This is a genomic window from Pseudomonas sp. MCal1, assembly GCF_026341415.1.
Taxonomy (GTDB): Bacteria; Pseudomonadota; Gammaproteobacteria; order Pseudomonadales; family Pseudomonadaceae; genus Aquipseudomonas.
Genome location: NZ_JAKUMP010000008.1, coordinates 203,142 through 215,357, shown reverse-complemented (window position 1 = coordinate 215,357; position 12,216 = coordinate 203,142). Strand labels below are relative to the sequence as shown.

Annotated in this window: 13 protein-coding genes; 7 read left to right on the top strand and 6 right to left on the bottom strand. The window is 61.0% G+C overall.

The genetic code is table 11. From position 1 onward, the window contains the following. Positions 1–47: 47 nt before the first annotated feature. On the bottom strand, positions 48–1,538 hold the full coding sequence (locus MKZ87_RS15365) for an aldehyde dehydrogenase (RefSeq protein ID WP_234204852.1): 1,491 nt from the start codon (positions 1,536–1,538) through the stop codon (positions 48–50). Between the two features lie 164 nt (positions 1,539–1,702). Beyond that, positions 1,703–3,079 carry a glutamine synthetase family protein gene (locus tag MKZ87_RS15360; RefSeq protein WP_227235220.1) on the bottom strand — a complete coding sequence of 459 codons (1,377 nt, stop codon included), beginning with the start codon at positions 3,077–3,079 and terminating at the stop codon, positions 1,703–1,705. 282 nt (positions 3,080–3,361) lie between these two features. Between MKZ87_RS15360 and MKZ87_RS15355 the strand changes: the two genes are divergently transcribed. From MKZ87_RS15355 to MKZ87_RS15335, 5 genes are all read left to right on the top strand, one after another. Further along, a complete protein-coding gene (locus MKZ87_RS15355) occupies positions 3,362–4,123 on the top strand; it encodes a gamma-glutamyl-gamma-aminobutyrate hydrolase family protein (protein WP_085698732.1) in 762 nt (253 codons plus the stop codon). Positions 4,124–4,494: 371 nt separating this feature from the next. After that, a complete protein-coding gene (locus MKZ87_RS15350) occupies positions 4,495–5,637 on the top strand; it encodes an ABC transporter ATP-binding protein (RefSeq protein ID WP_085686388.1) in 1,143 nt (380 codons plus the stop codon). Positions 5,638–5,666: 29 nt separating this feature from the next. Then, complete coding sequence (locus MKZ87_RS15345) at positions 5,667–6,548, top strand: ABC transporter permease subunit (RefSeq protein WP_170929740.1); 882 nt, start codon at positions 5,667–5,669, stop codon at positions 6,546–6,548. Then, positions 6,545–7,429, top strand: coding sequence for an ABC transporter permease subunit (locus tag MKZ87_RS15340; protein ID WP_011333555.1), 885 nt, complete (start codon positions 6,545–6,547; stop codon positions 7,427–7,429). The genes MKZ87_RS15345 and MKZ87_RS15340 overlap by 4 nt, the downstream gene beginning before the upstream one ends. Before the next feature lie 101 nt (positions 7,430–7,530). Then, positions 7,531–8,628, top strand: a complete 1,098-nt coding sequence (locus MKZ87_RS15335; RefSeq protein WP_234204851.1) for a polyamine ABC transporter substrate-binding protein — start codon at positions 7,531–7,533, stop codon at positions 8,626–8,628. Between the two features lie 261 nt (positions 8,629–8,889). On the opposite strand, the gene thpR is transcribed toward MKZ87_RS15335, so the two are convergent. Continuing rightward, positions 8,890–9,429 carry an RNA 2',3'-cyclic phosphodiesterase gene (gene thpR / locus MKZ87_RS15330; protein WP_227235216.1) on the bottom strand — a complete coding sequence of 180 codons (540 nt, stop codon included), beginning with the start codon at positions 9,427–9,429 and terminating at the stop codon, positions 8,890–8,892. Between the two features lie 107 nt (positions 9,430–9,536). On the opposite strand from thpR, the gene MKZ87_RS15325 reads away from it, so the two are divergent. Then, entirely contained in the window at positions 9,537–9,731 is a 195-nt protein-coding gene (locus MKZ87_RS15325) for a hypothetical protein (RefSeq protein ID WP_085698726.1), read from the top strand. Positions 9,732–9,746: 15 nt separating this feature from the next. On the opposite strand, the gene MKZ87_RS15320 is transcribed toward MKZ87_RS15325, so the two are convergent. Then, positions 9,747–10,100, bottom strand: coding sequence for a DUF1428 domain-containing protein (locus MKZ87_RS15320; RefSeq protein ID WP_085698724.1), 354 nt, complete (start codon positions 10,098–10,100; stop codon positions 9,747–9,749). Between the two features lie 2 nt (positions 10,101–10,102). After that, the gene (locus MKZ87_RS15315) at positions 10,103–11,182 is read right to left on the bottom strand and encodes a hypothetical protein (RefSeq protein WP_227235215.1); all 1,080 of its coding nucleotides are present in this window, start codon (positions 11,180–11,182) and stop codon (positions 10,103–10,105) included. Between the two features lie 222 nt (positions 11,183–11,404). Here MKZ87_RS15315 and MKZ87_RS15310 point away from each other — a divergent pair, with 222 nt between their 5' ends. Beyond that, positions 11,405–11,677, top strand: a complete 273-nt coding sequence (locus MKZ87_RS15310) for a hypothetical protein (protein ID WP_085698720.1) — start codon at positions 11,405–11,407, stop codon at positions 11,675–11,677. Positions 11,678–11,720: 43 nt separating this feature from the next. Here the strand turns inward: MKZ87_RS15310 and MKZ87_RS15305 are convergent, their stop codons facing one another. Next, on the bottom strand, positions 11,721–11,927 hold the full coding sequence (locus MKZ87_RS15305; protein ID WP_039770932.1) for a hypothetical protein: 207 nt from the start codon (positions 11,925–11,927) through the stop codon (positions 11,721–11,723). Positions 11,928–12,216 lie beyond the last annotated feature (289 nt).

Genomic DNA, 12,216 nt, shown 5'->3' with positions numbered 1-12,216 from the left:
TATTCTCCGAGGGTCGCCGATTGCAGGCGACCACCGCTGTAAAAGAGTCAGAGCTTGATCCAGGTCGCTTTCAGCTCGGTGTACTTGTCGAACGCGTGCAGCGATTTGTCGCGACCGTTGCCCGACTGTTTGAAGCCACCGAACGGCGCGGTCATGTCGCCGCCGTCGTACTGGTTGACCCATACGCTGCCGGCGCGCAGGCCACGGGCGAAGGTGTGGGCCTTGCTCAGGTTGTTGGTCCAGACCCCGGCGGCGAGGCCGAAGATGCTGTCGTTGGCAATCTGCAGCGCTTCTTCAACGGTGTCGAAGGTGATCAGCGACAGCACCGGGCCGAAGATTTCTTCCTTGGCGATGGTCATGGCGTTGGTCACACCGTCGAAAATCGTCGGCTCGACGTAGGTGCCGCCGGTCTCTTCGAGGGTGCGACGGCCACCGGCGATCAGCTCGGCGCCCTGCTCCCGGCCGATGCTGATGTAGCGCAGCACGTTGTCCAGTTGACGCTGATCGACGACGGCGCCGACGTTGGTCGACGGATCGAGGGCGTGGCCCGGTTTCCACGCTTGCAGCGCTTCCACCAGCAACGGAATGAATTGCTCGCGGATCGAACGCTCCACCAGCAGGCGCGAGCCGGCGGTGCAGACCTCGCCCTGGTTGAACGCAATGGCGCCGGCCGCCGCTTGTGCTGCCGCGCGCAAGTCCGGTGCGTCGGCAAACACCACGTTCGGGCTCTTGCCCCCTGCTTCGAGCCAGACGCGTTTCATGTTGCTTTGGCCGGCATAAATCATCAGTTGTTTGGCAATCGCCGTGGAGCCGGTGAAGGCCAGCACGTCGACGTCCATGTGCAGCGCCAGCGCCTTGCCGACGGTGTGGCCGAAGCCTGGCAGGACGTTGAACACGCCTTTCGGAATGCCGGCATCCAGTGCGAGCTGCGCAATACGGATCGCGGTCAGCGGGGATTTTTCCGAAGGTTTGAGGATGAACGAGTTACCTGCCGCCAGCGCCGGGGCGAATTTCCAGCTGGCCATGATCAGCGGGAAGTTCCACGGCACGATGGCCGCCACCACGCCGGACGGCTCGCGAGTCACCAGACCGAGTTGGTCGTGCGGGGTGGCAGCGACTTCGTCGTAGATCTTGTCGATGGCCTCGGCGCTCCAGCGGATCGCGTTGGCGGTTGCCGGGATGTCGATGCTCATCGAGTCGCTGATCGGTTTGCCCATGTCGAGGGTTTCGAGCAGCGCCAGCTCTTCCTGGTGCTGCAGGATCAGATCGGCGAAGCGGATCAGGATGCGCTTGCGCTCGGCCGGGGCCTTGTTCGCCCATACGCCGGAGTTGAAGGACTGGCGCGCGACTTCAACGGCAAGGTTGGCGTCGGCTTCATCGGTGCTGGCCACGGAGGCCAGGAAACGGCCGTCGACGGGGCTCAGGCATTCAAAGGTCTCGCCGCTGATGGCCGGGCGGTATTCGCCGTTGATGAAGGCACGGGATTCGAGGGTCAGGGACTGGAAGCGTTGTTCCCAGTCGTTGCGGGTCATGGTCATGGGGGTGACTCACACAGGAAAATTAGTGACCGATATCCCTGTGGGAGCGAGCTTGCTCGCGAATACGGTGGGTCAGTCACCTTCAATGTTGAAGGTGATGGCCTCTTCGCGGGCAAGCCCGCTCCCACAGGGTTTTGTGGTGTTAGCGAGATCGCGCTTGAGCGTCAGACGGTATGCAGATACCAGTTGTACTCAAGGTCAGAGATCGAGTTTTCGAACTCGGCCAGCTCGCTTTCCTTGCACGCGACGAACACGTCGATGTACATCGGGTCGATGTAGCGGGCCATAACTTCGCTGTCGTCCAGCACGCGCAAGGCGTCGCGCAGGTTGTTCGGCAGGCTCTGCTCGTTCTGCTCGTAGCTGTTGCCTTCGACCGGGGCGCCCGGCTCGATTTCGTTGGTCAGGCCGTGGTGGATACCGGCCAGCACGGAAGCCATCAGCAGGTACGGGTTGGCGTCGGCACCCGCGACACGGTGCTCGATGCGCACGGCATCCGGCGAACCGGTCGGTACGCGGACGGCCACGGTGCGGTTGTCGATGCCCCAGCTCGGCGAGTTCGGCACGTAGAACTGTGCGCCGAAGCGACGGTACGAGTTGACGTTCGGGCACAGGAAGGCCATTTGCGCAGGCAGGGTCTCCAGCACACCGCCGATCGCGTGGCGTAGCGCGGCGTTCTGCTCGGGATCCTCGCTGGCGAAGATGTTGTTGCCTTCTTTATCCAGAATCGAAATGTGCACGTGCAGACCGTTGCCCGCCTGGCCTGGATACGGCTTGGCCATGAAGGTGGTGTCCATCTCGTGATCGTAGGCGATGTTCTTCACCAGACGCTTGAGCAGGATTGCGTATTCACACGCCTTGATCGGGTCGGACACGTGATGCAGGTTGACTTCGAACTGCGCCGGGGCGCTTTCCTTGACGATGGCGTCGGCAGGAATGCCCTGCTCTTTTGCGCCTTCGAGGATGTCTTGCAGGCAGTCGACGTACTCGTCGAGATCATCGATCAGATAAACCTGAGTCGATACCGGACGCTTGCCCGATACCGGCGAACGCGGCGATTGCGGACGGCCGTTCACGTTGTCCTGGTCGATCAGATAAAACTCGAGTTCAAACGCGGCGCAGATGGTCAGGCCCAGCGCGTCGAACTTGCGCACCACGTTGGCCAGCACTTCACGCGGGTCGGCGAAGAACGGCTCGCCTTCCAGTTCATGCATGGTCATCAGCAGTTGTGCGGTCGGACGCTTCTGCCAGGGCTCGATGCTCAGGGTGCCGGGGATCGGGTAGCAGATGCGGTCGGCGTCGCCAATGTCCAGGCCCAGGCCGGTGCTTTCCACCGTGGAGCCATTGATGTCGAGGGCGAAAAGCGAGGCCGGCAGGTTGATGCCTTTTTCGTACACCTTATGAAGACTGGTGCGCTCGATGCGCTTGCCGCGCACCACACCGTTCATGTCTGCAATCAGAAGGTCGACGTACAAAACCTCAGGATGTTTCTTAAGGAATGCGTTTGCTTCGTTGAGTTGAACGGCACGCAGAGGGACCGACATGATGCACCTATTTAGCTGTTAATTATTATGTTCACTGCTGTTTCGCGGAGCCAGTCAACCCGAACGGCAAAGTGAAGTCAATAGCGAACACAGGGCCGTTCAGCGTTTATTTTTCAGGCTTTTTTTAACACTCACGTGCCAGATCAGGCACCAGGGGCCCGGGAATCATGAAGATTTGATGAGCGGCGTTTAGAATTTTTTACATAGGAGTTGTTAATTAAAATCAACGAGGCTAAGCTCCGGAAAAGCTCGTTCAAGTGTCAAACTTCGAGGTGAATAAAAATGGCATTCAAGCCATTGATCGGCGTTACTGCGTGCGTCAAACAGATTGGCCTGCACCCCTATCACATCAGCGGCGACAAGTACGTTCGCGCTGTCAGCGTTGCGGCGCTGGGGTTGCCCGTCGTCATTCCTTCCCTTGGCAAACTGACTGAAATCGACGACCTGCTGGGTCAGCTCGACGGTCTGCTGCTGACCGGCTCGCCGTCCAACGTGGAACCTTTCCACTATCAGGGCCCGGACAGCGCTCCCGGCACGGATCACGATCCGGCGCGCGATGCCACCACCCTTCCTCTATTGCGTGCAGCCATCGCGGCGGGCGTTCCGGTACTCGGCATTTGCCGGGGTTTCCAGGAAATGAACGTGGCGTTCGGCGGCAGCCTGCACCAGAAAGTGCATGAGCTGCCGGGCATGCTCGATCACCGCGAAGCCGACAGCCCGGATGTCGCCGTGCAGTACGCCCCGGCTCACGCTGTGTCGGTACTGCCGGGCGGGGTGTTCGAAGCGCTGGAGCTGCCGGGCGAATTCCAGGTCAACTCGATTCACAGCCAAGGCATCGACCGCCTCGCTCCCGGCCTGCGCGCCGAGGCCGTGGCGCCGGACGGCCTGATCGAGGCGGTCTCGGTGGAGCACAGCCCGACCTTCGCCCTTGGCGTGCAATGGCACCCCGAATGGCAAGTGCTGGACAACCCGAACTATCTGCGGATTTTCCAGGCGTTCGGCGAGGCTTGCCGCCAGCGTGCGGCGCGACGCAACCAGCGCTGACGCCACCCAACGATTGCAAAACCATTTACTGCCCCCACGGGGACGGCGGCTGCGCGCTTGCGCATCCGTCATCCGTGAAAACAACAAACCGTAATAACAACAAGTACTACCCAGGCAGCCAGGACGGCGGCGCCGACCAAGACGGATCGGCAAGAGCAGTGCCAATCGGATCAATGCAAAACCCTGTGGGAGCTGGCTTGCCAGCGATGAGGCCGTCACTTTCGACATAGAGGTGACTGACCCGCCGCCATCGCGGGCAAGCCCGCTCCCACAGGGGATGTGGTCCGACAGGAAATGCTCTTGCGGGTCTGCAATCCACTCTTAAGCCAGGCCGCGTTGGCCCGGCGACTGAAACCTGTTGGGAGTTTCACATGGCAAACGCCTCCAGCACTTACAGGAAGGCTCTTGAAGGTCATCAGCAACCGAAAAAGGTTCTGGTGAAAGTCGATCGAGTCACCAAGAAGTTCGACGAAACCACTGCGGTGGACGACGTGTCCCTGGAGATCCATCAGGGCGAAATCTTCGCCTTGCTCGGCGGCTCCGGCTCGGGCAAATCGACCCTGCTGCGCATGCTCGCCGGTTTCGAACGGCCGACTGAAGGACGCATTCTGCTCGACGGAGTCGACATCACCGACATGCCGCCGTACGAGCGGCCGATCAACATGATGTTCCAGTCCTACGCCCTGTTCCCGCACATGACGGTTGCGCAGAACATCGCCTTCGGCCTCAAGCAGGACCGTTTGCCGGCCAGCGAAATCGACGCCCGTGTCGAAGAGATGCTGCGCCTCGTCCACATGACCCAATACGCCAAGCGCCGCCCGCATCAACTGTCCGGTGGTCAGCGTCAGCGCGTGGCCCTCGCCCGCTCCCTGGCCAAGCGTCCGAAGCTGTTGCTGCTCGACGAGCCAATGGGCGCACTGGATAAAAAGCTGCGCTCGCAAATGCAGTTGGAACTGGTGGAGATCATCGAACGCGTCGGCGTGACCTGCGTGATGGTGACTCACGATCAGGAAGAGGCCATGACCATGGCCGAGCGTATCGCGATCATGCACCTGGGCTGGATCGCTCAGGTCGGCAGCCCGGTCGACATTTACGAGGCGCCGGTCAACCGTATGGTCTGCGAATTCATCGGCAACGTGAACGCCTTCGACGGCACCGTGGTCGAGGACCTTGAAGGTCACGCGATCATTCACAGCCCGGACTTGCAGCAAAAGATCTACGTCGGTCATGGCGTCAGCACCTCGGTGCAAGACAAGTCGATCACCTACGCGATCCGCCCGGAAAAAATGCTGGTCAGCACGATCAAGCCGGAGACCCGCTACAACTGGTCCGAAGGCAAGGTGCATGACATCGCCTACCTCGGCGGCCACTCGGTGTTCTACGTCGAGTTGCCGAGCGGCAAGATCGTCCAGTCGTTCATGGCCAACGCCGAACGCCGTGGTGCGCGGCCGACCTGGGATGACAAGGTCTACGTCTGGTGGGAAGACGACAGCGGCGTGGTACTGCGCTCATGAGAACCTTCAATCAGCAATTCCTGCGCCTGGTGCCCAGCGGGCGAAAGTTCGTCATCGGCATCCCGTTCATCTGGCTGTTCCTGTTCTTCATGCTGCCGTTCTTCCTGGTGATGAAGATCAGCTTCTCGGAAGCCGCGTTGTCGATCCCGCCGTACTCGGAGATCTACACCTACGCCGAACAGAAATTCCAGCTGCTGCTGAACATCGGCAACTACACCATGCTCGGCGAAGACGAGCTGTATCTGTCGGCGTACCTCGGTTCGTTGAAGGTCGCGGCGCTGAGCACGATGATGTGCCTGGTGATCGGCTTCCCGATGGCTTACGCGATCACCAAGGCCAGCAAGGAAGCGCAAAACGTCCTGCTGCTGTTGATCATGATGCCGACCTGGACCGCGATCCTGATCCGCGTTTACGCGTGGATGGGCATCCTCAGCAACAACGGTCTGCTCAACGCGTTCCTGATGTGGACCGGGCTCACCGATCACCCGATCGAGATCCTCAACACCAACACGGCCGTGTATATCGGCGTGGTCTACGCCTACCTGCCCTTCATGGTGCTGCCGCTCTACGCCAACCTGGTAAAGCACGACGGCAGCCTGTTGGAAGCGGCGCAGGATCTGGGATCGAGCAACTTCAACAACTTCTGGAAAATCACCGTGCCGCTGGCCAAGAACGGCATCATCGCCGGCTGCATGCTGGTGTTCATCCCGGTGGTGGGCGAGTTCGTGATTCCGGAACTGCTGGGTGGCCCGGAGACCCTGATGATCGGTCGCGTGCTGTGGCAAGAGTTCTTCAATAACCGCGACTGGCCGGTGGCGTCCGCGCTGGCAGTGGTGATGCTGTTGATCCTGATTGTGCCGATTCTGCTGTTCAACCGCAGCCAGGCCAAAGAGATGGAGGGACGGGGATGAAACGCTTCGGATTTTCAAAGTTCATGCTGATCTTCGGTCTGATGTTCATTTATCTGCCGATGCTGATCCTGGTGATCTACTCGTTCAACGCCTCCAAACTGGTGACGGTCTGGGGCGGCTGGTCGGTGAAGTGGTACGTCGGTTTGCTCGACAACACTCAACTGATGGGCTCGGTGGTGCGCTCGCTGGAAATCGCCTGCTACACCGCGATCGCCGCCGTCGCGCTGGGCACCCTCGCCGCTTTCGTACTGACCCGCGTGACGCGCTTCAAGGGTCGTACGCTGTTCGGCGGTCTGGTGACCGCGCCGCTGGTGATGCCTGAGGTGATTACCGGTCTGTCGCTGTTGCTGCTGTTCGTGGCGATGGCGCAACTGATCGGCTGGCCGCAGGAGCGCGGCATCGTCACGATCTGGATCGCCCACACCACGTTTTGTGCCGCTTATGTGGCGGTGGTAGTCTCCGCCCGCTTGCGCGAGCTGGACCTGTCGATCGAAGAAGCGGCGATGGATCTGGGCGCGAAACCGTTCAAGGTGTTTTTCCTGATCACCATCCCGATGATCGCGCCGTCGCTGGCGGCGGGCGGCATGATGTCGTTCGCCCTGTCGCTGGATGACCTGGTACTGGCGAGCTTCGTATCGGGGCCGGGCTCCACCACCCTGCCGATGGAAGTGTTCTCGGCCGTGCGTCTGGGCGTGAAACCGGAGATCAACGCCGTGGCCAGTCTTATTCTGCTGGCGGTGTCGCTGGTGACCTTCCTCGTCTGGTACTTCGGCCGCAAGGCAGAAGCCAACCGCAAGCGTGCGATTCAGGAAGCGATGGATCAGACCGCCAACGAATCGTGGCAGCAACCGCAACCTCAACGAGTGGCAGCGACAGCCTGAGTACCGGGTGGCGCGGGAGCCTCTCCCCGCCACCGATTCACTGAAATTCCGCTTTGTGTTTTTGAATAAAGCTTTTGAATAAAAAGAATGGAGTTGTACCGATGAAAATGTTTGGCAGGACTCTGCTGACACTGTCCTTATTGGGCGCAATCGCCACGGGCGCCCAGGCCAACGACAAGGTGCTGCGCGTTTACAACTGGTCGGATTACATCGCCCCGGACACCGTCAAGAAGTTCGAGGACGAGACCGGCATCCGCGTGACCTACGATGTGTTCGACAGCAATGAAACCCTCGAAGCACGTCTGCTCGCAGGGAAATCCGGCTACGACATCGTGGTGCCGTCCAACAGTTTCCTGGCCAAGCAGATCAAGGCCGGGGTCTATCAGACCCTGGACAAATCGAAGCTGCCGAACTGGAAAAACCTCAACCCGGTGCTGCTGAAAAACGCCTCCGCCAGTGATCCGGACAACGCCCATGCGTTCCCGTACATGTGGGGCTCGATCGGCATCGGTTTCAACCCGGACAAGGTGCGCGAAGTGCTCGGCAAGAACGCGCCGACCAATTCCTGGGACCTGCTGTTCAAACCGGAGAATGCCGAGAAGCTGAAGGCTTGTGGCATCAGCTTCCTCGACTCGCCGACCGAAATGCTCCCGGCCGCCCTGCACTACCTGGGTTATCCGGTGAACGACAAGGACGTGAAACACATCGCCAAAGCCGAAGCGTTGTTCATGAAGATCCGGCCGTCGGTGGCCTATTTCCATTCGTCCAAGTACATCTCGGACCTGGCCAACGGCAACATCTGCGTGGCCGTCGGCTATTCGGGTGACGTGTTGCAGGCCAAGGCCCGCGCGGTGGAGTCGGGCAACAAGGTCGAGATCGACTACAGCATTCCCAAGGAGGGCGCCGGCAGTTTCTATGACATGGTCGCCATCCCTCGCGATGCCGCCAACGTCGAGAACGCCTACCTGTTCATGAACTTCCTGATGCGCCCGGACATCATCGCCGAAGTCACCAACAGCATTGGCTACAGCAACGCCAACGAAGCCGCGACGCCGCTGGTGGACGAAGCGATCCGCAACGACCCGGGCTCGTACCCGCCGCAAGCGGTGATGGCCACGCTGTATGCGGTGCCGGATCAACCGATTGCCACGCAACGGATCATGACCCGGGGCTGGACCCGCGTGAAACTCGGCAAGTAAACCCGGAGTACTCGCGGTGATCGTTCCCACGCTCTGCGTGGGAATGCCTCAATGGACGCTCTGCGTCCGCTTTGGGACGCGGAGCGTCCCGGGCTGCATTCCGACGCAGAGCGTGGGAACGATCAGCCAGTCAGCGATCAGAGTGACAAGTTTCCGTTCACGCAGCGCCTTACCACCGCTGCCCCCTGCTCTGAACGGCCTCACCTGGCTTTCCTCGGTTCAGGTGAATTCAGGCGCCCTCGGGCGCCTTTTTTTGTGGTCTCAGATCAGCGGCCAATCCTGAACAATTCGATAACGCCCCTTGTGGGATTCGAACAACGCAAAGCGCTCGGCGCGCAGGAAGAACTCCGGCGGCGTGGCGGATTCCGGTTCCGGCGCGCGATAGTCCCGGGCCAGCGTCAGGTGCGGACGATACTCGCGCGTCGCCTCTTCAAACCCGAACGGCAACATCGCCTGCTCCAGCGCATACACCAGACGCAGCAATCCCTGCGGTGCCTGCTCCGGCGCCAGCGACAACACTCCGGCACGTCGCCAGACCTGCAACCGATCCAATGAAATCCTCAGCGCTTCCCCCGGAGTGCGCACTTTCGCCACCGCCTCGCAGACTTCGCCGATCTGCGCCAATGGCACCGCGCCGAGAAACAGCAGCGTCAGGTGAAAATTGTCCGGCGGCACCGGTTTGCCGGTGCGCAAACCCAGTTCGCTGCGCCACTGGGCAATCGCCTTGCGCTGCGCCGGCGGGCAGTCCAGGGCGAAGAACAGCCGCTTGAAGGGTTGATCCCCGCGCGTTTCGTCCGTCATGGTCACGCTCCTTCGTTCGTCGAAATCCCTGGATTCTACACGCCCGTTTCTGGCGACTCTCGGCATGAGGTTTATAGTTCAACGATTGCCATCAACCGGAGGACGTCATGCGCGAGATCCTCAGCAAAGAACCCTGGTGGGCCCGACCGCCGGATCCCGGACAGGATGAGAGTGAACTGGAATGGGGCTGGCTGGTGCATTACAGCGAAGGAGAGCCGCGTTTCGAATTCGTCCGCGAACGGCCGTCGGACGAGCAGATCCGCAACCGCAAAGGCTGCCGGATCACCCCGTCGGCGGAGTGATCCGGCAACGCAGCATCAGGACTCGAGAATGTCCTTGAAGCCGCCGAAAATCATCCGCTGCCCATCGAACGGCATTGGATTGACGTCCGGCTGCATGCGCGGATCTTCCATCATTTTGCCCATGCCGGCGTCGCGGGTGGCCTTGTCCGGCCAGACCAGCCAGCCCGCCGATACGGTTTCACCTTCCTTGAGTTTCACGGCCATCGGGAATGAGGTGACCTTGCCGTCCGGCACATCATCGCCCCAGCCCTGAATCACCTCCAGGGCGCCGTACTCCTTGAACAGCTTCGCGGCGATCTCGCAGTGTTTTTTGTACTGTTCGCGGTTGGCATTCGGCACGGGCGCCACGAACACATCGATGTAAGCCATGATCATTCTCCTTGCAGGTTGGGTTCGATCTGCTGAGTAGTCGACTCGGGCGGCCGCCATTCGACACGGTGGACGCCCAACCCGACCGACGGTTCGTCCCGCCCGCGCAGATTGCCCTCGACCTGCGCCGCCATGTGCAGCGTGCCGGCCATCACGCCGGTGTTGGGGTCTTGCACCAGTTTCAGCCAGGCCTTGTCGAAGGTGTTACCCAGGCTGCTGCGGATCAGCGCTTCGCTGTCGGGACGATCGTTGGCCTGAATGATCGCGCGGATGCCCGCCACCCCGACTGAAATCAGCGCCCCGGCCAGTTTGCCTGCCGCTGCCGCCACCGCACTGGCAGCGCCGCGCGGGGCCATTTCCGCCTCCATGCGCTGGCTGGCACGCCTGGCCACCGGCGCCATCGCCGTATCGGTCGAGGCCACGCCTTTCGAGCCGCCGTCGGTGTGGATCTTGTCGATCAGCGCGGCGTAGGCCGGCAGCGTGTTCAACGGCTCAGCGCTGACAACCTGATACAGCGAGGCATCGCGGGCCGGCGGCGGGCCAAGGGCGATGGCAGGGATTTTCTGCAACCGTCCGTTGAGCTGGGCGATGGGCACGCCGTGGCGCTGGGCGATGAGCGGCATCTGCTGCGCCATCAGTTGCGCGTAGAACGCCGTGGACTGGCCGAGAATCGCGTCCGGATCAATCTCCACCGCCACCGGCGCCAGCACCCGTTCCTGATATTGCTCCAGCAGATAGGCCGCCAGACGCCTGGCCGAAGCATCCTGCTCGCCGCTGGCACTGATCGTGTACCAGCTGACCTTCATCGACAGCCATTCCTGGGTCCAGTAACTGCTGAACCACGGGATGAAATTTTCTTCAGTTTGCTCATAGACCCGAATGCGCCAATGTTCCATCGAGCCACGGGCGAACAGCTTGACCTGCTCGGTGGCTTGCTTCGAGGCGCTGATGATTTCCCGATCGATCTGCTGCCAGGTGGCCGGCGAGACCACCACTGCAGGCGCGGTCACCGGGGCCCGCGCCGTGGTGGCGCAGCCGGCCAGCAACACCAGTGCGGCGACGAGCAGCGCGCGCAGGTTCACGGTGGCGGTCCTTATCTGTTCTGCGGTCGCAAGACCTGAGATTCCGGGAGCGATGAAATGAGTATAGGTGCGTGCGGTGCGCCGATTATCCGCAGGTCCAGACTGGAGCAGTCCAACCATCAATGGCGTCGATATTCACCATTGCGACGATCGCCTTCCGCCGACCGCTCGCCGAAGGCACGATGCACCCATCCGAAACACACAGCACGAGGAGTTCACATCATGTTCAGTACCGTCACCCTCGCCGTGAGTTTTCCGGTCTTCGGCAGCAACTACTACGATCAGCACGCCGTGTCGCGCAAGACACAAGCGCTGGTGTTCGACAAAGCCTTCGAAGATCTGTTGATGCCCGCCGCCAGCAATCATTTCAGCAATGAAGTGGTCGGCTTCAACGATCAGTTCCGTTTTCTGAGCGACATTCTCGCCACCCATTTGCTGGACATCGAGGCCTCCGTGCCTGCGCGATCCAGCGTCCGGGCGAGCGCTCATTTTTAATGCCAGAGGGCGCTCCCGTCGGGGAGCGCCCTCTTCGTTTCAGTCAGTCATCATCCCGGTCGCGGTAATAACGACGCCCGTCGCGGCGGTCGTCGTCGCGGTCGTCCCAGCGTCGGTCATGATCGTAGTAACGGCCATGATCGCGGTCGTAATGCCGGCCATGCCGATGGTCATCATCGAAATCCGCCACACAGCCGCCCAGCAATACGGCGGCGGAAACAGTCAGCAGCAGGCTTGTTGCACGCATCATTCAGATTTTCCCTAAAACCAAGGTCTTGACGACGGAAACAGTCAACGCAGCGCGGGTACGCGCTGGCGCAGATACGACCGGGGAAACCGGCTTAGATTCACTGGCCATCAACAACCGTTCATCGCCCTGCCCGCCGTGTACGGCCCCTCCACACGGTGGCCGATTGATGGCTCTGACCGGCACGATAACAAGACGAAATCCGACAAAACCTTTTCCTCCCCCCTGCGGTCACTCCTAGAACAGACCAAGACTGGCGACGACGCCGGCATGCCCGAGCGGGTCATTTGCA